Annotated in this window: 20 protein-coding genes and 3 tRNA genes; 11 read left to right on the top strand and 12 right to left on the bottom strand. The window is 66.9% G+C overall.

Annotated features, from left to right (window positions below; all coding sequences use genetic code 11):
• Window positions 1-39: 39 nt before the first annotated feature.
• The 3 genes from AOP75_RS01815 to bcp form a co-directional block, all read right to left on the bottom strand.
• Window positions 40-567: a GNAT family N-acetyltransferase gene (locus AOP75_RS01815; RefSeq protein WP_062076660.1), complete on the bottom strand. Its 528-nt coding sequence runs from the start codon at window positions 565-567 to the stop codon at window positions 40-42.
• A 109-nt stretch (window positions 568-676) separates the two neighbouring features.
• Window positions 677-761: transfer RNA gene (locus tag AOP75_RS01810), tRNA-Leu, on the bottom strand.
• Between the two features lie 36 nt (window positions 762-797).
• Window positions 798-1271, bottom strand: a complete 474-nt coding sequence (bcp, locus tag AOP75_RS01805; RefSeq protein WP_062076659.1) for a thioredoxin-dependent thiol peroxidase — start codon at window positions 1269-1271, stop codon at window positions 798-800.
• Between the two features lie 435 nt (window positions 1272-1706).
• On the opposite strand from bcp, the gene AOP75_RS01800 reads away from it, so the two are divergent.
• A complete protein-coding gene (locus AOP75_RS01800) occupies window positions 1707-6194 on the top strand; it encodes a hypothetical protein (RefSeq protein WP_062076658.1) in 4488 nt (1495 codons plus the stop codon).
• 78 nt (window positions 6195-6272) lie between these two features.
• Window positions 6273-6348: transfer RNA gene (locus AOP75_RS01795), tRNA-Lys, on the top strand.
• Between the two features lie 148 nt (window positions 6349-6496).
• Here AOP75_RS01795 and AOP75_RS01790 read toward each other — a convergent pair.
• On the bottom strand, window positions 6497-6685 hold the full coding sequence (locus AOP75_RS01790; RefSeq protein ID WP_062076657.1) for a hypothetical protein: 189 nt from the start codon (window positions 6683-6685) through the stop codon (window positions 6497-6499).
• 56 nt (window positions 6686-6741) lie between these two features.
• Here AOP75_RS01790 and AOP75_RS01785 point away from each other — a divergent pair, with 56 nt between their 5' ends.
• Entirely contained in the window at window positions 6742-7950 is a 1209-nt protein-coding gene (locus AOP75_RS01785) for a Fic family protein (protein WP_152649910.1), read from the top strand.
• 269 nt (window positions 7951-8219) lie between these two features.
• On the opposite strand, the gene AOP75_RS01780 is transcribed toward AOP75_RS01785, so the two are convergent.
• From AOP75_RS01780 to AOP75_RS01770, 3 genes are all read right to left on the bottom strand, one after another.
• The gene (locus tag AOP75_RS01780; protein WP_062076656.1) at window positions 8220-9248 is read right to left on the bottom strand and encodes a glycine betaine ABC transporter substrate-binding protein; all 1029 of its coding nucleotides are present in this window, start codon (window positions 9246-9248) and stop codon (window positions 8220-8222) included.
• 145 nt (window positions 9249-9393) lie between these two features.
• Entirely contained in the window at window positions 9394-10122 is a 729-nt protein-coding gene (locus AOP75_RS01775) for an ABC transporter permease (protein ID WP_062076655.1), read from the bottom strand.
• Complete coding sequence (locus tag AOP75_RS01770) at window positions 10119-10781, bottom strand: ABC transporter permease (RefSeq protein ID WP_062076654.1); 663 nt, start codon at window positions 10779-10781, stop codon at window positions 10119-10121. The genes AOP75_RS01775 and AOP75_RS01770 overlap by 4 nt, the downstream gene beginning before the upstream one ends.
• Window positions 10782-10841: 60 nt before the next feature.
• Between AOP75_RS01770 and AOP75_RS01765 the strand changes: the two genes are divergently transcribed.
• Window positions 10842-11615 (top strand): ABC transporter ATP-binding protein, encoded by a 774-nt coding sequence (locus AOP75_RS01765; protein WP_062076653.1) that lies wholly within the window; start codon window positions 10842-10844, stop codon window positions 11613-11615.
• A 105-nt stretch (window positions 11616-11720) separates the two neighbouring features.
• Here AOP75_RS01765 and AOP75_RS01760 read toward each other — a convergent pair whose 3' ends face one another.
• From AOP75_RS01760 to orn, 3 genes are all read right to left on the bottom strand, one after another.
• Window positions 11721-12515: a DUF4126 domain-containing protein gene (locus tag AOP75_RS01760; protein WP_083966620.1), complete on the bottom strand. Its 795-nt coding sequence runs from the start codon at window positions 12513-12515 to the stop codon at window positions 11721-11723.
• A 119-nt stretch (window positions 12516-12634) separates the two neighbouring features.
• A tRNA-His gene (locus AOP75_RS01755) sits at window positions 12635-12710 on the bottom strand.
• Between the two features lie 82 nt (window positions 12711-12792).
• Complete coding sequence (orn, locus tag AOP75_RS01750; protein ID WP_062076652.1) at window positions 12793-13413, bottom strand: oligoribonuclease; 621 nt, start codon at window positions 13411-13413, stop codon at window positions 12793-12795.
• 213 nt (window positions 13414-13626) lie between these two features.
• On the opposite strand from orn, the gene AOP75_RS01745 reads away from it, so the two are divergent.
• From AOP75_RS01745 to AOP75_RS01735, 3 genes are read left to right on the top strand one after another with little or no spacing between them, the layout of a single operon-like run.
• Window positions 13627-13983: a GntR family transcriptional regulator gene (locus AOP75_RS01745; protein WP_062076651.1), complete on the top strand. Its 357-nt coding sequence runs from the start codon at window positions 13627-13629 to the stop codon at window positions 13981-13983.
• On the top strand, window positions 13980-14882 hold the full coding sequence (locus AOP75_RS01740; protein ID WP_062076650.1) for an ABC transporter ATP-binding protein: 903 nt from the start codon (window positions 13980-13982) through the stop codon (window positions 14880-14882). The genes AOP75_RS01745 and AOP75_RS01740 overlap by 4 nt, the downstream gene beginning before the upstream one ends.
• Entirely contained in the window at window positions 14879-15661 is a 783-nt protein-coding gene (locus AOP75_RS01735; RefSeq protein WP_062076649.1) for a hypothetical protein, read from the top strand. The genes AOP75_RS01740 and AOP75_RS01735 overlap by 4 nt, the downstream gene beginning before the upstream one ends.
• A gap of 50 nt (window positions 15662-15711) precedes the next feature.
• Here AOP75_RS01735 and AOP75_RS01730 read toward each other — a convergent pair whose 3' ends face one another.
• Both AOP75_RS01730 and AOP75_RS01725 read right to left on the bottom strand, forming a co-directional pair.
• The gene (locus AOP75_RS01730) at window positions 15712-16185 is read right to left on the bottom strand and encodes a hypothetical protein (RefSeq protein WP_062076648.1); all 474 of its coding nucleotides are present in this window, start codon (window positions 16183-16185) and stop codon (window positions 15712-15714) included.
• Window positions 16186-16328: 143 nt separating this feature from the next.
• On the bottom strand, window positions 16329-17417 hold the full coding sequence (locus AOP75_RS01725; protein ID WP_439645180.1) for an NADH:flavin oxidoreductase/NADH oxidase: 1089 nt from the start codon (window positions 17415-17417) through the stop codon (window positions 16329-16331).
• 429 nt (window positions 17418-17846) lie between these two features.
• Between AOP75_RS01725 and AOP75_RS01720 the strand changes: the two genes are divergently transcribed.
• From AOP75_RS01720 to AOP75_RS01705, 4 genes are all read left to right on the top strand, one after another.
• Window positions 17847-18857, top strand: a complete 1011-nt coding sequence (locus tag AOP75_RS01720) for an ABC transporter substrate-binding protein (protein WP_062076646.1) — start codon at window positions 17847-17849, stop codon at window positions 18855-18857.
• Between the two features lie 107 nt (window positions 18858-18964).
• Window positions 18965-20518 carry a sugar ABC transporter ATP-binding protein gene (locus tag AOP75_RS01715; protein ID WP_062076645.1) on the top strand — a complete coding sequence of 518 codons (1554 nt, stop codon included), beginning with the start codon at window positions 18965-18967 and terminating at the stop codon, window positions 20516-20518.
• A 5-nt stretch (window positions 20519-20523) separates the two neighbouring features.
• Entirely contained in the window at window positions 20524-21624 is a 1101-nt protein-coding gene (locus AOP75_RS01710) for an ABC transporter permease (protein WP_062076644.1), read from the top strand.
• On the top strand, window positions 21621-22637 hold the full coding sequence (locus tag AOP75_RS01705; RefSeq protein WP_062076643.1) for an ABC transporter permease subunit: 1017 nt from the start codon (window positions 21621-21623) through the stop codon (window positions 22635-22637). Before AOP75_RS01710 ends, AOP75_RS01705 begins: the two co-directional genes overlap by 4 nt.
• Window positions 22638-22643: the final 6 nt, after the last annotated feature.

The following is a 22643-nucleotide window of genomic DNA, read 5'->3' as shown; positions in this document are numbered from 1 at the left end:
CCGCCGCGCAATCGCCGTTGCCGAAGTGCCGCACGCGTGTCAGCGCGCGTGCGGACTGATCTTCTGGAACATCAGGTGGTCACGCCAGCGTCCTGCAATGCTGAGGTACTCGGGAGCCATGCCGTACTGGCGGAAGCCGTTGTGCGCAAGGACCCGCTGCGACGCGATGTTTTCAGGGAGTGTCTCCGCCTGGACACGGTGCAAGTGAAGTTCATCGAATGCGAAGTCGACCGCCTGCGCGACGGCGGAGGTCGCGTATCCGCGCCCGGTCAGTTCGGAACGCACCCAATACCCAAGCGCACACGATTGCAGTGCGCCGCGCACAATTCCTGACAGGTTGAGCACGCCGACGATGGCGCCACTGTCGGAGCAGATGACGAATGGGGCCCGGGTGCCCGCCTCGCGCGCGGCGATCGCGGTCCTGGCGAGCTCCCGCTGACCGTCTTCGGTGAAGTAGCTCGGTGCGCGCTCGGGTTCCCACGGCTGTAGATAGTTCGCTTGCAACGTGAGTAGCTTCGATAACTCGGGCACGTCTTGCATCGCCAGCGGTCGGAGGAGAACCTGCATGTCACATTCCAGATCTGCCTAGTTCGATTCAAGGCTTCCCGCGCGTTGCGTTGCGCCAAGGCACACGGCCCCATCCCGGATGAAGATCCCGGGAGGGGGGCCGTGTTCGTGGTGCGCGAGGGGGGACTTGAACCCCCACGTCCTAGGACACTGGAACCTAAATCCAGCGCGTCTGCCAATTCCGCCACTCGCGCAAGACGCCCAGGATACCCGGGCGCGGCACGGCGGTCTTACGCGTCGATGCCCAGTTCGCGGCGCACGCGGGCCACGTGTCCGGTGGCCTTGACGTTGTACAGCGCCAGTTCAACCTTGCCGTCGGGGTCGATCACGACGGTGGAACGGATGGAACCTACGACGGTCTTGCCGTAGTTCTTCTTCTCGCCCCACGCTCCGTAAGCCTCCTGGACCGCCTTGTCTTCGTCGGACACCAGAGTGAAGGTGAGGCCCTCCTTCTCGCGGAACTGCGCGAGCTTTTCGGGGCTGTCCTTTGACACGCCCACCACCTCGTAGCCCGCGGACTGGAGGGCGTCGAGGGAGTCGCGGAAGTCGCATGCCTGCGTAGTGCACCCGGGCGTCATGGCGGCGGGGTAGAAGTACAAAATGACGTGCTTGCCGCGCGCCTGGGACAACGTGAAGGTGCCGTTGTCGGTCGCGGCGGTGAAGTCGGGGGCGGCGTCGCCAGTGCTCAGTCGAGATTCGCTCATGGCTCCACGGTATCGCGGCTTGTCCACACCCCTCTTGCGCCCACGAGTGCGGCGCCACTACCGTCCACACAGATCTAGAAGTGGGGGGTGGGCGTGGACGCGTGCCGAGTGTGCGGTGCACAGATGGGGGCTCAGCGATGCGGCCACTGTGGCAGTGACGTACGTAGCGAGCCGTATCAGGCACTGCTGAGGGCCGATGCCGCCATTGCGCAGTGCGACCGGGCGTGGGCCGCGCTTCACGCGCGGCGCGGAGAGTGGGTGGCGTACCGGGACGCTGCGCTTGCGCGGGCGAGTGCGATGGCACAGGCCGCGCCGACGGCCACTGCTCCCGGTGCTCCTGCCGCTCACGACGACCCCTTCGCTCATCCGGCTTCCCATGGGCGTCCAGGTGCGGGTAGGCCGCGTCAACCGGAATCGGCGCTGGCTCAGGGTGCAGTGGCCCAGACCCACACCGGTGCCGCACGCCCGGCCGTCCGCGCGCATGGCGCCGCGCCCTCAACGCCGTCCGGCACCCACCGTCGCGGCGACGATGCGTTCGTGTCCGAGGCCCGCGCGCTGCGTCAGCTCAATGCCCCGACATTGCTCGGAGTCGGCGGTGCTGCGCTGCTCATTGTGGCCGCCGTGGTGTTCGTGGCCGTGACGTGGGAGAGCCTGCTGCCTGTGGGCCAGGCCGCTGTGTTGCTGGGGCTGGCCGCAGGTGGCGTGGTCCTCGCACGCTGGCTGATGCGCCAGAAGCTCGTGATTACAGCGACCGCGGTCGGGGCCGTGGTGTCCTCCTTGCCCGCAGTGGCGGTGATCGCGCTCGACCGCGGTGTGGGCGCGCTCGGGTATGTGGATGTGCCGGTGGCACTGGCGTTGTCGTCGGCGACGGCGGTGGGCCTGAGCGGCACGGGTCTCACGCGCATGAGAACGGTAGGCGCGGTCGGCGCTGCCGTGACGGCAATGACGGTGCCGGTGACGGCCCTGCCGACCTTGGGGAGCGTTGAGGAGGCCGCTGCCGTCGCTGGGGGAGCCGCCGTGGGTATCACGCTCCTGCGAGCGAGCAGGCCGCTGTGGCGCTCAAGGGCGCAGCGCCGCATTGTCGCGTGGTCGGCCGCCGGTGTCGGGGCCGCAGCAATGGGAGTGCTCGCCCTCATGGTCGCTCAGGGGGAGCGCGGCGGAACCGTCGCGTGGGCCGGCCTGGCTGTCCTTGTTGCGTTGGGGTGGTGCGCGTGGCCGTGGCGCAGGCCGAGCATCGCAGCGGCAGCGGTCGCCGTGCCCCTGTGGGCTGGAGCGGCGGGGGCCGCCCTGGTAGATGGACGGGCCGATGTCGGCTTTGCCTCTGCGGCCGTGCTCGGCCTGGCAACGGTGGCCGGTGCGGGGCAGCTGCGACACGGCGAGCGCGACGTTTTTGCGGTGTTCTTTGCGCCTTGGTTCACGCTGTCATATGCCGTGGCCGTGGGTGTGAGTTTCATGGCGGTGGGTGTTCTGCTGGCGGCAGGCAGTGGCGTATCCGCGGATGCCGTGGCACTCGGATGGGGCGTCGCCGCCGCCGCGACCGCGGGTGTTGGTGCGGTGGTGACACGGTGGCCCGGCAAGGAGCATGTGCAAAGCGCGTCCTGGCGACTGGGCGCGGCGCGAAGTGGTGGGCCCGCGGCCTCTATTGATCTGCGATGGGTGGCGCGCCTGGGTGCAGCGGTCGCCCCGCTGGCGGCCATCACCGTGGCTGCGGGTGTGCTTGACGCCACTGGCTGGGCCACCCCTGCTTACGTGGCGGGGATCCTGATCGGGGTGGGCGCCGTCACGTCCGTCGCTGCGCTGGCGTGGCGCGACGGCCGCTCGCGGCGGATTGTCGGCATGAGCGCTGTGTTCCTCGTCGTGGCCGCGGGAGTGGTCGCTGCGGGGGCAGCCGCGACCGGCTCCGTCCTTATTGGTGCTGTCCTTGCGGCCGTCGCCGTGAGCGTCCTTCTGGTAGGGATGCGCTGGGCTCCGCGTACCGCAGGAGCCGGCGCCGTCGGCATCGCCACCGTCGCGGCGGCTGGGGTGGTGTGGGGTGTGTGGGTGCAGGCGTGGCCTTCGCTGTTTGCCTTCGTGACCGTGGCGGCAGTGGCGCTGTACGGCGTGCGCACAGCTCGACAGGCGTGGAGGGAAGCGGCGGCCCTGGGCGCCCTGCTGGCCGTCACGGTCGGTGCCAGCATGGTGCTCGCGGCGTCCTTCGAAAGCGTGGCGCGCCTGACGGGGCTAGCGGTCGCGGCGCAGGGGCCCGCGCGGCCCCAGGCGTGGTGGATGCTCGCCGTCGCGCTCGTCGTCGGCGTCGCCCTCGCGGCTGCAAGCCGCCTGGGGTTGAACATTGCAGGCGCCACCGCCGACCTGAGGCAGGTGCTGCGCGTGGGTGCGGCCAGCCTCGCGGTCGCCGCGCTCACGCTCGTGCCGGGCGCCGTGCTCGCCGCCGCCCAGGCGCTCTTCGCGGTGACGGATGCCACGCCGCTGGCCCCCTCGGACCTGGTGGCGGTTGCCCTCGGGGCATCGGCCCTATGCGCCTGGGGTCTGCACGCGATGGCGCCGCGCGCTCGCGAGCGGGCCAGCATCGTGGTGATGCGCGTTGGCGCTGCGGGCTGGGCCACGGTGGTCGCGGTCGCTGCCGCGGCGATGCACGGAAACGACCGGCTGTCCTTGAGCGCGACACTCATCGTAGGAGCGGTGAGCGTGCTCGCCGTCGCCGTCATGGCGAGCACCGGCGTGGCGCTGACGGCTGCGGGTGTGCCGCTCGCCACGACGGCTGTCGCTGCCGCAGTGGCATGGCAGGCCTCGACCGACGTGTTCACTGTGCTCGCGACAGTGGCCGTCGTGGCGGCGGTGGGCGCCTGGGCGTCGCTGCAGTTCTCAGGGGCGGTCCAGGCGGGGCTGTGGTGGGGGCTCATCCCCGCTCTGTGCGGTACGGCGTGTGCCGGTGCGGTCGTGGCGATCGCGATGGTCCGCGCCGCCGGAGCACTCGCGGTCGGTCAGCTCTCCACCGACACCTCCGTGGCGCTGGTCGTGGCAGCGCTGGCCGTCGTGGCCGTGTTGCTCGCGACAGAACGCCCATTGGCGCAGCTACGCACGGCAACCCGCACCGCCGCCGCCGTCGTCGCGGCGGGTGCCTCGCCGCTTGCCGGTGCCGCGATCATGCGAGCACTGGTCGATGCGGGTGCGCTCGACCGCCCCGCCGCGCACGTGTGGGCCGTCGGGGCCTCGGTGGTGGTGAGCGCCTCCGTCGTGGCGGCGGCAGGCGCAATGAACGAGCGGACAGCGGCGGTCGTCGCTCGCTGGTTGAGCATGAGCTGGATCACCGTGGCAGCAGTGGCGCTGTCGACGTGGTCGGTGGCCCGCGACGAATCTCACGTGCTCGCGATGGTGGTGGCCGGCGTTGCCGTGGCGGTGCTGGTGGCCGTGACACGGTGGTATCTCCCCCCGGCGGCTTCGCTCCCGGTGGTGTCCGCTACGGCGCTGACAGCGGCCGCGGGCGTTCATATTGCCAACGGCATCGCAGGGACCTCTGACACCCTTGCGATCGTCGCAACCTGCGCGGGCGCCACGGTAGCCGCGGCGATGTGGATCGCGCAGCGACTCCCTACGGCGGTCCGCGTCCGCATATGGCTGGGCGCCCTGCCGGCCGCCGTTGGCCTCGCGCTTGCTGCGGGGCACGCCGTCCTGATGTCCTTCACCGTCTGGGTGGGCGACGCTCCATGGAGCGACGCACCCACATTCTCCGGCTGGGATATCGCCGTGCTCGCCGTGGCGGTTGCAGGTGCCGTGAGCCTGCCGGTCGTGAGGCCGTGGTGGGCGGTGGTGATTGGGGCCGCGGCGGTCGTGTCTGTCGCGGCGCTGCCTGACCCCTCGCGAGTGGCGGTGCTGGTTTTCGCGGCCGTGGTTGCCTTCGCGGCTGGACTGCGCGTGCCGCGTGGGCGTGAGGTGGGCGTTGGCCTTGCGGTCGCTGCCGTCGCGTGGGCGCTAGGACAGCCGTGGGCTGTGGCGGGTGCGCTCGCGGTCCTGTCGGCATTGTCCTTGGCCGACGCGCACCGCCCTCTGGACGCTCACCGGCCCCTGGAGGCGCATCGCCCCCTGGACGCCGGCGCCACACCCGTGGCGCGTCGCACCGCGATGCTTGCGGTGGGAGCGCTCGCGGCGGGTTCCGCGATCATGGTGGGCGGGCTCGCGCTCGACGTGCCTCACGCCGTGGCTGGACTCCTCGCGGTGACGGTCGTGGGGCTCATTGTGATGCCCACCGTGACACGGCAGGTAGACCCCAGTTTGCGGGGCGCGGTCGTCGCCCTGACCGTCGCGACGGTTGTCGGGACCGCATGGCTTATGGTCCTCGCGCCGGGGACGCCGGGTGGCGATGGCTCGGTCAGCGCCACCATGGCTGTCGCGAGGGATGTCGGGATTTTCCTCATCGTTGCGTCAGCCCAGTGGGCGCCCCTCTACCGTGCGGGGATGCGCTCCGCGCTGTGGATTGGCAGCGCGGTGGGAATAGCCGGCCTCTGGTGCGCGCTGGGGTCGCTGAGCGTGGTCGAAGTGGAGGCTTACACGGCCATCCCCGCTGCGTTGGCGCTATGGGTGGGGTGGCGGTGGCTGGCCAGACAGTCCGACGTGAGGTCGCTCGCGGCCCTGGGCCCCGGCCTTGCCGTGCTGCTGGTGCCCAGTTGGATCGCGCTCGCCATGGATCCCAGCAACCTGCTCCGCACATTGGGGCTGACAGCCGCCGTCGCCGTCCTTGCAGTCGTGGGTTCCCGGGCACGCCTTCTCGCCTGTGTCGCGGGTGCCGCCACGACCGCCGTCGTGATTGCTGTCACGCAGCTCGCAGCCGACCAGGCCCTACTGCCACGATGGATCGCATTTGCGGTGGTGGGAGCCCTCTTGATCTCGCTCGCCGCGACCTGGGAGCGGCTGAAGGAGATGCGCTGAGGAGCGTCGACATCGTGGATTTTTCACCGGCGCAACTTCCTGCTAAAGTGGTATCTCGCACCGCGCAGCCGCGGGCAAGCACCTCTAGCTCAATTGGCAGAGCAACTGACTCTTAATCAGTGGGTTCTGGGTTCAAGTCCCAGGGGGTGTACCACCAAGAAGGGCCGTCCGTGAGGGCGGCCCTTTTGTGTTTCTCGCCCACGATGGTGCGCTTGCTTTCCCACTGAGCGCCCGCTACCTCAACGTAGCGCAACGGCCCGGCCCCGCTCACCGTGGTGGGGAGCGGGGCCGGGCCGTGTTTGCTATTGGCTACCGTGGAACTCGACAGCGAGCGCGCCGTCCGAGGAGAACACCAGACCCAGGGCGATCTTGAGGAGGATCATGATGAGGGTCAAGAAGTAGATCAACAGCCTGATCGAAAACAGCATCGTCGCCACATGGATCATGGCTCGGTCGTCGTCCGCGCTCGCCGCATATTCTTGAACACGCACCTGTCTTATTCCACGATAGGCGCTTATTCTTGAATAAGACAGGAAGGCGTTCAACGATGGCTGACACCGGCAACCCCCTCGCACTGGCCCACGAGCCAGTGCCGTGGCGCATGCCTGACCGCCTCGAGGGCCACCTCGACCCCGTTACGCGCGTCCGTCTCGAGGCCACCCCTTACATGGCGGCGATCCCCGCCCACCTCGCTGGCCTCGACGCCATGAGCTTCCTCGACGCACCCACCGTCGAACTCGCCGCCGATGCTGTCGCCGACATACGTGTCTTCGACACCGAAGCGGCCGCACTGCCTGTGGCCATGCCCGCGGTTTTGCTGCGCACCGAGTCCGCATCGAGCTCGCAGATCGAGCGTCTCACCGCCAACGCCCGCAACCTCGCCGTCGCCGCGCTCGGTGAAGCGGCCGGACAAAATGCCGCCCTTGTGGCGGACAATGCCACTGCGATGACCACCGCCCTGGCCACCCCCGGCCCGCTGAGCGTACCTACGATCCTCGGCATCCATCGCGCCCTCTTGTCGCGCTCCGAACCAGACATTGCCGGGCGCTTGCGCGCCGGACCTGTGTGGATCGGAGCGCCAGATGCGAGTCCCCACGGTGCCGACTTCATCCCGCCACGGGCCGAACGCCTCAACGGCGCCCTCGCAGACCTTGTGACGTTCGCCGCCACGTCAGGGATGAACCCACTGATCGTGGCCGCTCTCACACACGCCCAATTCGAGACTATCCACCCCTTCGAGGACGGCAACGGGCGCACCGGTCGCGTCATCGTCCACACCCTCATGCGTGACGCCCAGCTCGTGCGACACACCACGGTTCCGGTGTCTGCCGGACTCCTGGGGGACGTGGACGGATACTTCCGCGCCTTGACTGCCTACCGAGCCGGCGACCCCAAACCCATCGTGAGAGCCTTCGCCGTCGCAGCCCGCCGCGCGGTGGTCAACGGGCGTGCCCTTGCCGCCGACACCGCCGCGATCCACGAGCGATGGGCTGGTGCGATCACCTCACGACGCGGGGCGGGCGCGTGGAAACTTGCCGACGCACTCTTCGCTCAACCTGTCGTGAACTACTCATGGGTGCAGGCGACCTTGGGCTCTTCGCCGCAGGGAGCGTTCAACGCCATCGACGCCCTCGTGCGCGCGGGCATTCTCACCCAGTCCACGCGCGACAAGCGCAATCAGTTGTGGCAGGCCAAAGAAGTGCTAGATGCGATGGACGCCTTCGCCAAGCGAGCTCAGCGCCGCGCCATGGGCTAACCGCGAAGCGCCGCGATCACGTCGTGCAGGTTCTCGGCCCGCCCCATCAGCACTGTGTATCAGCACTGTGTACTCGCCCCCTTCGCCGCCGTCGGCCGTGACACGCGGAAGCAGAGGAAAGCCTGGACAACAGCCGAGCCCTCACCAACAACGAGCAAGCGCGTGCGCCGGCACACCTCGCGGTGTCGCGTGCTCACGCTGGATACGCCACAGGCCCGGCACCCCGATGGCGTGGGCGGCCGGGCCTGTGGCGTGGCGGAAAGGTCGTGCTACTCGACAGCGAGCGCGCCGTCCGAGGAGAACACCAGACCCAGGGCGATCTCGCCCGTGGTGATGGCGTTCTTGGTCAGCGGGCCGCCCGCGTCTAGCGACAGGAACTGCTGGACCTCGATGCCGTAGGTGTCCTCAAGGCCCACCTGGCAGAAGGGACGCTCGGGGCATTCCGGGGGACCGCCCAACACAATGCCCTCACAGGTCGCGGCCAGGTCGCTCAGCGTCGAGACCTCGTACTCCTGTGCAAAGGCCGTGGTGACGGCGAAGGCGTTCTGATCCTGGGCATCGGCCGCAGCGCCAATGACGATGCCTTCCTCGGCAGCGAGCGGCTCGAGTGCGCTCACGGTGGCCGCGATGTCGCCGCTGGCGACCGGCTCTGCGTCCGCGCCGTTGATGGACAGGTTCAGGAACTCGGTGAAGGTTGCGGCGTACTCGGGCACAATGTCGATTTCGCCGGAGATGAGGGCAGGCAGGTACGTCTCGCGGTTGCCGATCTCGCGGACCTCGGTCTCGTAGCCGGCCTCGTCGAGGGCCTCGGCGTAGATCTGCGCGAGCGTGATGTTCTCGGAGAAGTTTGCCGCGCCAATGGTGATCGTCGAACCGTCGCCGGTCTCGTCGACGGTCAGGCCCGCACCGTCGAACCACTCTTCAGCGACCTCTTCCGAGGTGCGTCGGTCAATGTCGACGGCCTTGTTGAGCTCGATCAGGGTCGGGGTGTCCAGTGCACCGGAGACCGCCTCGAGCGCTGCAAGCACGTCATCGGTCGCGACGTCTTCGTTGAGCGCAGGGATGATGTTGTCGCTGTTTTGAAGCATCATGTCGTCGTCTAGCACGACGAGCTGGTCGCCGGGCACCGGCAGGCACTCGGCCATGCTGCCGGGGTTGGCGGTGGGGCCAGCCGCGCCCTCAGATGTGGGGCCGGCTGAAGCGGTGGAGTCGGGGGAGTCCGAGCCATCGGACGAACACCCGGCGACAATCAGGGCCGATGCGGCAATGGCCGCAAGAGGCAGGGAACGGGTCAGCATCACAGCTCCTCGTGTTGGGGACGGTCACCGGTGCCAACCACCGCGCCGCCCTGGTTGTTCCCGGTGGGGTGCTTCCAGGCTAGGCCGACCAGGCGTTTTGTGCCTGGGGCAGGCGCACCCGTGGTCGAATTGTGACGTCAGCGCGTCACGCGGCCATCGCGGCTTCGCGTAGTGGGACAGGGGTGGCGAGCCGTTCAAGGCGTGCCATGACGAAGTCGATCGCCAGCGACAGACCGGCCACGAGGAAGGCGCCTGCGAGCACCTGGCCGTAGCGCTGCGTCGCCAGGCCCTGGTTGATGATCACGCCGAGCCCGCCACCTGCGACGAGGGCCGCGAGAGGGACGGTGGCAACCGTCTGCACGGTCGAGGTCCGCAGGCCCGCCGCGATGAGCGGGACTGCGAGGGGGAGCTCAACGCGCAGGGCGACTTGGCGTCGCGTCATACCTTGGCCGAGCGCCGCGTCACGGATGTCGGGGTCCACGTCCGCCATGCCGGTGTACGCGTTGGTGAGCACGGGCGGGAAAGCAAAGATCGCTGCGGCCAGGATCACGGCCTGGTTGCCATACCCAATGGCCGATGCCGCAAAGAGGGTGAGCAGCGCCAAGGTGGGCATCGCTCTGGTCACGTTGGAAATCACGACGGTCGCGGTGCCGCCTTTGCGCACGTGCCCTAGGTAGATCCCGAGGGGGAGGGCGACGGCGACGGCGATCGTGACGGCCGCGAACGACAGCCACAGGTGTTCGATGCCCAGGCCCAGGATCGAGTCCCGGGAGAAGCGCCACCCGCCGTCGAAGGTGGGGGAGGTGATTCCGGACGCGCCGGTCCAGTTCTGGGCTGTGGTGAGGTAGTCCCAGGCGTCGGAGAGGATGCTCATGCGGCCCTCCTTCGCGTCCACGGTGTGAGGGCCCTGCCTAGCAGCATCAGGACCAGATCGCACACGAGCGCGAGCGCGAGGCACAGGATCGTGGCCGTCATGATCTGGGCGCGGTAGTCCGACTGCAAGCCACGGAACATCAGCTGCCCGAGTCCGCCGTACCCCACGACCACACCCACGGTCACGAGCGCGACGGTCGTGACCGTGGCGATGCGGATGCCCGCGATGATCGATGGCAGAGCGAGCGGAAACTCGACGTGCCACAGCATCGCGGTCGAGGTGTAACCCTGGCCACGCGCGGCGTCAACGACGTCGCGGTCAACGTTTTGCAGCCCCACCACGATGTTGCGCACCAGCACCAGCAGTGCGTAGGCGACGAGGCCAATGAGGACGGTGGTGCGGCCGATTCCCGTGAAGGGGGCGAGCAGTCCGAAGAGCGCGAACGACGGGATCGTGTAGAGCACTCCGGTGGTGCCCATGATGGGGCCCGCAAGGCGCGGGATGCGCCGCGCTGCGATGCCGAGCGGAACGGCGATCAGGAGCGCGATCAGGACCGCTTGCACCGTCAGGGTGGTGTGAATGACCAGCTGCTCCCAGACCTCTTCCCAGTTCCGGGTGAGGTAATCCAGGGAGAACCACGGATTGGGGACGGCGTCCATGCCTCGACCGTACAGGCCCATGTCCCACGACGCTGCCAGGCAGGACGGTACGGTGGCTGGATGGAACAGGTTGGGACGGACCACGGCGGCATCACGTTTTCGAAGGTGCGCAAGGAGTATCCGGACGGCACGGTCGCTGTAGGCGACCTGGATCTTGTGGTCAATCCCGGCGAGATCTTGTGCCTGGTAGGCCCGTCTGGCTGCGGCAAATCGACGACGCTGCGCATGGTGAACAGGCTCATCGAGCCCACGTCTGGGTCCATCACCGTGGATGGGCAGGACGTCATGGCGGCACAGGCGGTGGAGCTACGGCGTTCGATTGGCTACGTCATCCAACACGTGGGCCTGTTTCCGCACAAGACGGTCGCCCAGAACGTCGCGACGGTTCCGCAGTTGGTGAAGTGGCCCAAGGAGCGGATTGGGGCGCGCGTGGACGAGTTGCTCACCCTTGTGGGCCTTGAGCCCGAGCTGTACGGCCCGCGATTCCCCCATGAATTGTCAGGTGGACAGCGGCAACGAGTGGGAGTGGCGCGGGCGCTCGCGGTTGAGCCTCCGGTGATGCTGATGGACGAGCCGTTTGGAGCCGTGGATCCCCAGGGCCGCCGCCGCCTGCAAAGGGAGTTCATGGACCTGCAGCGCCAGTTGGGGCTCACGGTCATGATGGTGACGCACGACATGCGCGAGGCCGTGCTGATGGCCGACCGCATCGCGGTGCTGTCCACGGGCGGGGTGCTGGAACAGCTGGCGTCGCCGGAAGAGATCGTTGACAACCCTGCAAACGACTTTGTGGCGGACTTCTTGGCTGACTTCGACGGGCTCGCTCGCAACGCGTAGCGGGCCGATGCCGAAAAACACCGATGCCGAAAAACACCGTGCGGTGAGCGCACCTGGCGGACAGGCGACGGCAGGCGCGTGCGGTGCCGGTTGGCGACGTGTGCGTCAGTCCTGAGGAGTGGGGGCCGACGACGGGGTCTCGTCAGACGACACGCTGGCGGCGGAGGTGGCCGAACTCGCGGAACGGGCGCGGCGCGCGCTCGCGCCGTCGCCGCGCCAGCTCAGGCTGCGCGGCTCACGCCACTTGGACCGCCACCACGCGACCATGCCGCCCTCGGCCTCCTGTGCCTCGCGTTCCTGGCGTTCTTTCGCTTGCAACATCTCGCGGTGGCGCCGACGGCGACGGCCGGTTGTGACGATGCGGTAGACCGCGATGCCCATGAAGATAAAGACGAAGACGACCAGCACGGGCACAAAGATCGCGACGAGGCTGAGCACCACGGCGATCGCGTCTTCGGCAAATGACGCCAGGGGAGCCCCAGTGCCGCCTGTGGTCGCATTGACGGCGGGGCGGGAGGCGGCCTTGCCCAGGTGAACGGCGAGCGTCACCAGTGCGCCCACGATGCCGGCGACAAGGGGGTTGTCCTGCCAAAAGTTGGACTGGTCGACGACCTGCGAGGCTGCGGTGGCCGCGAACAGGATGCCGCCCACCACGGGACGGATGATGGTCTGCATCAGGTCGTTGATGTGGTCAACGCCCGGGATCTTGTCGAGGACAAGTTCGAGGGTCAGCAGTAGCAGCCCCACGATGATCACTGGCCATGACTCCAGCCAGGTGAGGTGGTCGGGAAGAACGATGAACTCGGTGAAGCGGGCAAAGAGGCCAACGATCACCAGCGGGATGAAGGCGTTCAGGCCGGCGGCGGCCGACAGTCCAGCTCCGGTGAGCGCTGCGATCATCCGTGTCCTCCATGAGTGCGGTGCGGTCCAACTGGTCAAGGGTAGCCTGCGCTGCGGCAGTGCAGCGGGCGCCGGGGGAACGCGAAAGGCCCCCGGGGTTCACCGGGGGCCTTTCTTCTTGGGGTGGCTAACGGGACTTGAACCCGCGGCCCCCTCGACCACAACGAGGTGCTCTACCAACTGAGCTATAGCCACCATCGGCCCGCATTGCGGAACCAGCGAAAATCATACCCTGCTTGTGAGGGTTGGTGTAACCGCGTGCGCGGAACGCGGCGCGTCAGGCCCCGTCGGTGCCCTCGTGACGCGCGGCGACACGCTCGGCTGCGGCCTTCGCGGCGTCCGAGTCGGGGCCTGGCAAGGCCACGAGCACCGTCTCGCGGTAGTAGCGAAGTTCCGTGATGGAGTCTCGAATGTCACCCAGCGCGCGGTGATTGCCGGTCTTGGCGGGCGCGTTGAAGAACACTCGCGGGTACCAGCGACGCACCAGTTCCTTGATGGAACTGACGTCCACCACTCGGTAGTGCAGGTGCGCCGTGAGGTCGGGCATATCGCGGTCAAGGAAGATGCGGTCCATGCCAACCGTGTTGCCGGCCAGCGGTGCTTTGCCCGGCTGGGGCGCGTACTTCTTGACGTATGCCAGAACCTGTTCCTGTGCATCGGCCATCGTGGTGCCGTGCTCCAACTCGGGCAACAGGCCCGACTCCGTGTGCATGGTGGTGACGAAGTCGTTCATTCCGGCGAGGGCCTCGTCGGAGGGCTTGATCACCACCTGCACGCCGTCGCCGAGCACGTTGAGCTCGTGATCGGTCACCAGGCACGCGACCTCGACGAGCGCGTCACGCTCCGCGTCGAGCCCGGTCATTTCACAGTCAATCCAGACAAGGGGGGTCTCAGGCATGCGTCCACTTTACGGGCCGCGGTGAATCCGGTGCCCGCGCGGCCACCGGGTGGGGGCCGCGCGCCGAGCGAACCGTTGCCCGACGCGTGTGGTGAGTGCCCGCTCTTGACAACAACAAGCAGGCATGGTTGGTTAGTTAGGTAAGTAACTAACCGATGTGGTGGAGGAGCGCGGCTGAATGGCCGAACTCAAACCCGAGAGAGGCGGCGCACAGTGGACGAGGGGCGGCCCATCTTCCTGCAAGTCGCGGAGATGCTCGAAGCGCAGATCCTCGATGGCTCCATGCCCGAGGGTGCGCAGGTGCCGTCCATCAACGAACTCGCGCAGTTTCACCGCATCAATCCGGCGACGGCACTCAAGGGCATCAACCTGCTCGTCGACCAGCACACCCTGTATAAGCGCCGGGGCATCGGCATGTTTGTCGCGGACGGTGCCCGTACGCGGCTGCTCGCGAACCGCCGCGCAGAGTTCGCGACGCTGCATTTGCGGCCGGTTGTCGACCGCGCGAAGAAAATCGGGCTCAGCGCCCAGGAACTACAGACGATGATCGTGAAGGAGATGGAACAGTGACCACAGTCGTCGAGGCGGAAGGCCTCACCAAGCGCTTTGGCAAAGTCACCGCGCTCGACAACGTGTCGTTCTCGCTGGAAGAGGGGGCCATCCACGGACTGCTGGGCCGCAACGGCGCAGGCAAGACCACGCTGATGAACCTCCTGACCGCGCAGGACTTTGCCTCAGACGGAGCCGTGCGCATCTTTGGCGCAAGCCCTGTCGAGAACGCCACCGCGCTGCGCCGCGTATGTTTCATTAAGGAGTCGCAGGTCTACCCGGACGACTTCAAGGGCAAGCACGTGCTGCGCTCGGCGCCGTGGTTCTTCGACAACTGGGACGCGGAGTTCGCCCAGCGCCTGGTCGCCGCATTCGACGTGCCCTTGGATCGCAAGATGAAGAAGCTGTCGCGAGGACAGCGCAGTGCGATTGGCGTGATCGTCGGCTTGGCCTCGCGCGCCGAGCTCACCTTCCTCGACGAGCCGTACGCCGGTCTGGACGCCGTCGCGCGCCGCCGGTTCTACGACCTGCTCCTCGAGGACTACGCGGCCCACCCGCGCACGATCGTGCTGTCAACCCACCTCATCGATGAGGCCGCGGACCTGCTCCAGCGGGTGGTGGTCATCGACCAAGGCCGGGTCGTGATCGATGCCGATGCCGATGAGCTGCGCGGGAGCGCGACCACGCTCGTGGGGCGCGCGAGCGACGTTGACGCCTTCGCCGCTGGGCGGGACGTGATCGACCGCACCACGATGGGTGGAATTGCGTCGGTGACCATGACCGGCTTGTCCGACGAGGACCGCCGGGCCGCGAGCGCCGCCGGACTTGAGGCGGCCTCGGTGTCCTTGCAAGAACTCATCGTCAATCGCACTGGAGGCCGCGCCGGCCTCGACCCATCCGCACAGGAGGACGCAGCATGACCGCCACCGATACCCGCGCCGCCTCAGCGCCGGCGCCCGCGCGCGGCGCAACGCCGATCGCGCGCATCCTCAACGTGGTACGCCTACACGTTGCCAACCCCGTCCCCACGTTGGTGTTGCCGTGGGCCATTACCTTCGCGATCTTTGCGCTCAACCTGGCGATCTGGCTCATGGTGGCGCGGGCCGCAGGAGGGGTCGAGAACCTCGAGGAAGACGCCTTTCAGTACAACGGCGGTATCTCGTGGATCGTGGTGTTCATGATGGTGGTCGCGATCCAGGCCATGAGCCTCACGTTCCGATTTGCTTTGGGCTTCTCGGTCACTCGCAGGGACTACTACCTCGGAAGCGCGCTGTTCTTCGTGCTGCTGTCACTGCTGTACTCCACCGGGCTCACCGTGATTGGCGGCATCGAGCGCGCGACGGACGGCTGGGGGCTGGGTGCGGCCTTCTTTGCACCCTTCGGGCTCTACGAAGAGCCGATGCTCACCGTGTGGTTCGTGTACCTCGCGGCGATGCTGTTGTTCTTCTTCCTCGGCGCCGCGGTAGCGACTGTATGGATGAGGTGGCGTGCCTACGGCCTCTACGTGTTCTTCCTAGGGCTGGCCGTGGTCGTCGTCGCCAGTGGGTGGATCATCACCGCAACGGACTCCTGGCCGGCCGTTGGCGAGTTCTTCGTGTCCACGTCGCCCGTGGCGATCGCCGCCTGGACACTGCCGGTGACGCTCGTGTGCGCCGCGGTGGGGTTCGCGCTCTTGCGCCGCGCCACATCGCGCAGCTAACGGTCGTCGGTGCTCCGCTGACAGGGCGGAACACCGACGAAGCGCCGGGGTTAGGCCGCGCCAGCGACCGTCACGGTCAAGAGGCCGGAGTCGCCGCCGGGTTCCTTTGCCCATGCGACGGTGACCTCGTGCGAACCGTCGTCGAGGCGATCGGTCTTGGCGGCATCCTCCATCGAGATGTCGCCGATCGAGGAGAAGCCCGCGTGTTCGAGCTCGTCGACATAGTCGTCGAAGGCGAGCGCAGGGGCCGGCGCAACCGCGGTCCATCCGCTCCCCGTCACGGATGCGGCGGCGAGTTCGAGGTCGGGCACCGGCACCGAGTCGGGCCAGTCGCTGGGGACGGACGCCCCATTGCCAAGGTTCACGGACACATCGCCGCCTGTGGCGTCCTGCAGGGCCTGCTCGGCGGCACTTCCTGCGGCGCTGGCGGCCGCGTTCCCAAGGTCCTCTGTCCATCCGCCGCTCGCGCATCCCGTCAAAGTGACGGAGGTGAAGAGTACGGCGGGTAGCCATGCGGCGCGCATGCATCCTCCTTGATGTCTCCCGCAAGCAGCGGGGGTGGGGGCTCGTTGTTCAGGTTCTCGCCTGTGCCTGGCCAACGGTTCACGCTGCCGTGGCGTTCCCGGCATGTGCCTCGGGTGACGGCCGGCCAGCGAAGCGCGAGTGACTAGGGCTTGTCGGCAAACGTCCCACGTTCGTACTGCACTGGCCAGTAGTCGACGTCGACTCCCAGTTCGTGTGCGGCACGCAATGGGAAGTGAGGGTCACGCAGGAATTCGCGACCGGCCATCACGGCATCGGCCTCCTGCCCGGCCACAATCCGTTCTGCCTGGTGTGGATCTGTGATGAGGCCGACGGCGGCCACCGGCACATCAGCTCCGTCACGGACAGCGCTCGCGAACGGGACCTGGTAGCCCGGCCCCACAGTGATGCGGGCGTCAGGGAGATTGCCGCCAGAAGAGATGTCGATCAGGTCCGCACCGGCCTCCTTGGCCCACCGCGACACCTCGACGGTCTGTTCCAGCGTCCAGCCGTCCGGCTCAATCCAGTCCGTCGCGGACAAGCGGACGAACAGGGTCGTGTGCGGTGCCGCCTCGCGAACAGCGCGGATGACCTCCAACATGAACCGGGCGCGGTTGTCCAAGCTGCCGCCGTACTCGTCGGTCCTGTCGTTGGAGGCGGGGGAGAGGAACTCGTGCAGCAGATACCCGTGCGCGGCGTGCACCTCGAGGACATCAAAGCCCGCCTCAACGCTTCTGCGGGCGGCGGCGGCGAATGCCTCCACGGTGGAGCGGATGTGCTCGTGGCTCATGGGCTGCGGGTCCGCCAGCCCGCGGAACGCGAGGGTCGAAGGGCCGAGCGGCGTCCAGCCGCCATCGCTATGTGGGACAGCGCCACGACCCGACTGCGAGCGGTATGTCGAGGCCTTGCGGCCTGCGTGCGCGAGTTGGATGCCCGCCGCGGTTCCTTGTGCGTGCTGGAACGCCACGATGCGCGCCCATGCGTCGCGCTGCTCGTCGTTCCAGATGCCTGTGTCCCATGGGGAGATTCGCCCCTCCGGCACCACGGCTGTGGCCTCGGCAACGACGAGGCCAGCGCCGCCACGAGCCATGCCGCCCAGATGCACCAGGTGCCAGTCGGTCGGCACGCCATCACGGTCCTCGCATGAGTACTGGCACATGGGAGCAACCCAGATGCGGTTGCGGAAGGTCGTAGCGCCAACGGTGAGGGGCTGGAACAGTGCGGAGTCAGGCACGGGCATCCTTTCGAGGAGGGTCTGCGGGGTCAACGCTCGAGTTGGGCCGCGCGATTCCCCCGTTGCTGACAGCCTGCCTTGCGCGCAACGGTGATGGCTAGTGGACGGCAGTTGCGCGGCCGCGTTGCATGGCCCGCCTCTGCGGCCGACGCCTGAATTGTCCCGGCGCGCGATCGCCCACGACGGTGGTGTTGCTGGGCTTCATGATCGCTGCGAAGCCGTGAGCCTTCACATTTCTCGGGACAGAGGTGGCCCAAAAGCCATCCTCACAGGCGTAAGTTAACGTTCACCGTTACCGAAACGTGACGACGTTGCTCTTGCAATGGGGAGAAATGTGAGCGCTAATATTTAGCACGGGCACACCATGCAGTGCCACTGCAGTACCCACTCGGCAACGATGCCTGAGTGCAGAACGAGGAGGTTCTACGCATGAGGAAGACTTTCATTTCCACGATGGCCGTCGCCGGAGCATCCGCTCTGGTGTTGGCAGGCTGCTCAAGCAGCGACGAAGGCAAGGTCGCGGACGACACCACCGCGGGTGCTTCCGGGGGCGATGGAACCAGCGAGGTCATCACCGTTGGCTTCGCTCAGACCGGAGCAGAGTCTGGCTGGCGCTCAGCGAACACCGAGTCGATGCAGAACGCGTTCTCTGAAGACAACGGGTTCGACCTGGTGTTCAACGCGGCGGACAACGACCCCGCCGCACAGATTTCAGCTGTCCGCAACTTCATCAACCAGGGAGTCGACGCGATTGTCATCGCGCCCGTGGTGGAAGACGGTTGGGACGACGTTCTCCAGGAGGCCAAGGACGCCGGCATCCCCGTCGTGCTTGAGGACCGCACCGTGTCCGCGTCCGACGATCTCTACGAGTCCTGGGTGGGACTCGACTTCCACGCCGAGGGCGTGAAGGCGGGCGAGTGGGCTGCCGAGGAGTTCGGCGACACGCCCACCAACATGGTGGTGCTCGAGGGAACGACCGGTTCGGCTCCCGCCAACGAGCGCGCCGCTGGATTCGACGAGGCCATTGCTGGCACCGCCATCGAGACCATCGACTCGCAGACCGGTGACTTCACCCGCGACGGCGGCAAGTCCGTCATGGAGGGCTACATCGCCAACTACGGTCTCGACGGCATCGACCTGGTGTACGCACACAACGATGACATGGGCCTGGGCGCCATTGAGGCCATCGAGGCCGCCGGTGGTACCCCCGGTGAGGACATCAAGATCGTCACCATCGACGCGGTGAAGGACGGCATGCAGGCGCTGGTTGACGGCAAGATCAACTACATCGTCGAGTGCAACCCGATGCTCGGTGAGCTCGCAGCACAGATCGTCAAGGACGTGCTCGCAGGTACCGAGGTGGAGAAGACCTACTACGTGGAGGACCAGACCTTCACGCAGGAGCAGGCCGCCGAGGTCATCGACGAGCGTCCGTACTAAAGCCTCACCACTCACTGACGTGAGCTAGGGTCCACAGCATCCGCCGGAGTTGGCTGAGTCCATCTCCGGCGGATGCTCCATACACAAGACAAAGAGGTCTAGTTCCCATGACCGCGGACACTGAAGTCCCACCGATCGTGTCGATGCGTGGCACCACGATCGAGTTCCCCGGGGTGAAGGCCCTGGACGGCGTCGACTTCACGCTCCGCCCCGGCGAGGTCCACTCGCTTATGGGCGAGAATGGCGCCGGCAAATCCACTCTTATTAAGGCCCTGACGGGTGTGTACCAGATTGACTCGGGCACCATCACCGTTGGCGGTCGCACCCAAACGTTCGACAGCACGGCAGACGCCCAGGCCGCTGGCATCTCCACCGTGTACCAAGAAGTGAACCTCTGCACGAACCTGTCGGTGGGGGAGAACGTGATGCTGGGCCACGAGCCCCGCCGCACGTTCGGAATCGACTGGAGCGGCGCGCACAAGGAAGCGGCACGGCACCTGGGCAGCCTGGGGCTGGACCTCGACACTCATTCACCGCTGTCTTCGCACTCGATCGCGATTCAGCAGCTCGTTGCGATTGCACGTGCCATGGTGCTCGACGCGAAGGTGCTCATCCTCGACGAGCCCACCTCGAGCCTTGATCGCGGTGAGGTCGAGCAACTGTTTGATGTGATTCGGTCGCTGCGTGACAAGGGTGTGGCAATCCTCTTTGTCAGCCACTTCCTCGACCAGGTGTACGAGATCTCCGACCGCCTCACGGTGCTACGCAACGGAAAACTCGTTGGCGAGCACCTCGTCGGCGATCTCCCTCGTGAGGCACTCGTCACTGAGATGATCGGCCGCGAGCTCGATGAACTTGCGGCGCTGTCGACCGTTGCAGACCGCACCATCAACCGCGCCGCTCACCCAGTGCTGCGCGCCGAGGGCGTGGGCAAGAAGGGCATTGTCGAGCCCGCCGACCTTGATGTCTTTGAGGGCGAGGTGGTCGGCATCGCAGGGCTGCTCGGCTCGGGGCGCACCGAGTTGGTCCGGCTCCTGTACGGCGCAGACAAGGCGGACTCGGGCACCATCGCCGTGCGCGGCAAGAAGGCCAAGATCCACCAGCCGCGTCACGCGATCGACTCGCGGATCGCATTCTCGTCGGAGAACCGCCGGTCCGAGGGCGTGGTCGCCGACCTCACGGTCGCGGAGAACATGATCCTGGGTGTTCAGGCGCGGCGTGGCTGGCTGCACCGGGTCTCGAAGGCAGAGCAGGACGCGATCGTGAGTGAGTACATGACCGCGCTGGGCGTCCGACCCGCTGACCCGAACGTGCCCATCGGCAACCTCTCGGGCGGCAACCAGCAGAAGGTGCTCATCGCCCGGTGGCTCGCGATGCAGCCCGAGCTCCTCATCCTCGATGAGCCCACGCGAGGCATCGACGTCGGAGCGAAGGCGGATATCCAGCGCAAGGTCGCAGAGTTGTCCGCACAGGGCCTGTCCGTGGTGTTCATCTCTTCTGAGTTGGAAGAGGTGCTGCGCATCTCGCAGCGCGTCAACGTGATGCGTGACCGCCGCAAGGTGGGAGAGCTCGACTCGCACGATGTTGACCTTGACGGTCTGATCGATTACATCGCCAATGCGGAGGCTGACGCCCCTGCTGCGGCCCAGAAGGGAGCGTGACCGGGATGAAGCTCGTAAAGAGCAGGCTGTTCTGGCCCGCCATGGCGTTGGTGACCCTGCTCGTGGTCAACATCGTCGTCAACCCCAACTTTGCCCGCATCACCATGCGCGATGGGCAGCTGTATGGCGCGATGGTCGACATCCTGCGTCAAAGTGCGCCCTTGATGCTCGTGGCGCTCGGCATGACGCTCGTGATCGCGACCCGCGGCATCGACCTGTCGGTGGGCGCCATCATGGCGGTCTCCGGCGCCGTCGCGCTGACGATCATTGATGGATCGGGAGACCCCGACAACGTCGGAACGGTGGCGATCGCGATCGGCGTGGCAGTGCTCGTGTCGCTCGTGCTGGGAGTGTGGAACGGGTTCCTGGTCTCTGTGCTCGGGATCCAACCGATCATTGCGACGTTGGTGCTCATGCTGGCGGGGCGCGGCGTCGCGCTCCTCATTACCGGCGGCTTCATCACCACCGTGAACTCGGACCCACTGTCGTACATCGCGAGCGGATACCTGACTCTGTTGCCGTTCGCCTTCTTTATCTCTGTGGCGGTCATCGCCGTCATCGCGTTGCTGGAGCGTCGTACGGCGCTGGGCATGCTGACAGAGGCCGTGGGCATCAACCCGGAAGCCTCGCGACTGGCGGGTGTGCGCTCGCGCGGCATCGTCTGGGGCGCGTACATCGCCTCTGGTGTCCTCGCGGGCGTGGCGGGCATCATCTACGCCTCGAACATCAAGGCAGCGGACGCCAACGCGGCTGGGTACCTCATCGAGCTCTATGCGATTCTCGCGGTCGTGCTCGGCGGCACCAGCCTCATGGGCGGGAAGTTCTCGATTGCCGGCACCGTGATCGGCGTGCTGACTGTCCAGACGCTCGACTCCACCATTTTGTTCTTCGGTGTACCGAGTGCGCAGAGCCCGGTGTTCTTCGCCGTGGTGGTGATCATCGTGGTCCTCGTCCAGTCTCCACGCGTCCACGCCTGGGGACGCAAGGTGGGAGCGATGTTCCGCTCATCTAAGGAAACCCCGCGAGACGGCACCCCTCCAGGTGGCGCCACCGCGACATCGGCCCCCGTCGCTACCAAGCCCGAGCACAAGGAGGTCTCGGCATGACCGCCCAGACTCTCGAGGCACCCAAGACCTCATCACCCGGCGCCATCAAGCAGTTCGCTGCGCGCCACGCATCGGTCCTGCCCACCCTGGCGGCGATCGTCATCCTCGTGATCGTGCTCATTGGTGCGCAAGTCGAGTTTGGTAACTTCCTCACCGCGCGCAACATGTCCGCGCTGCTTCTGGACAACGCCTATCTGATGGTGCTCGCCGTGGGGATGACCTTCGTCATCGTCACGGGCGGAATCGACCTGTCGGTCGGCTCTGTGATGGCCTTCACCGGCATCCTCGGCTCCAGCATGCTGGCCTCCGGGACGCCGGTCTGGATCGTTATCCCCGCCATGCTGGGCGGTGGCGCCGCGATCGGCACGCTGATCGGTGTGCTCGTGCAGTACTTCAATGTGCAGCCGTTTATCGCCTCGCTTGCCGGACTCTTCCTAGGGCGAGGCCTGGCCTATGTGGTCAGCCTGTCGTCTGTACGTGTGGAGAATGAGGGCATCCTGTGGCTCCAGACCACTCGGTTTTACCTCGGAGACTGGTACATCACGCCCACCGGCATCATCGCCTTGCTAGTCGTGGCCATCGGTGCCATCACCATGGCCTGGACCCGGTTCGGTCGCACGGTGTACGCGATCGGCGGCTCGGAGCAGTCGGCGCGGCTGATGGGCCTGTCCGTCGCTCGTACCAAGGTCGCGGTCTACGTGATCTCCGGCCTGTGCGGCGGTCTCGCCGGCCTGTTGTTGACGGCCTACTCCGGTGCGGGGTATCCCCGCAACGGCATCGGCACCGAGTTGGACGTGATCGCATGTGTGGTCATCGGCGGCACTCTGTTGACCGGCGGCCGCGGCTACGTCCTTGGGTCGATGATCGGCGTGTTCGTCTTCGGCACCATTAAGACGATCATCTCGTTCATGGGCGCAGAGCAGTCGTGGACCCACATCATCGTGGGCGCCCTCCTGCTGCTGTTCATCGTCGTACAGCGAGCCATCGTCGCTCGCTCAGACCGGAACACTTAACCACCA

The organism is Demequina globuliformis (genome assembly GCF_000975155.1).
Classification (GTDB): Bacteria; Actinomycetota; Actinomycetes; order Actinomycetales; family Demequinaceae; genus Demequina; species Demequina globuliformis.
This window is presented reverse-complemented; position numbering and strand designations above follow the sequence as displayed.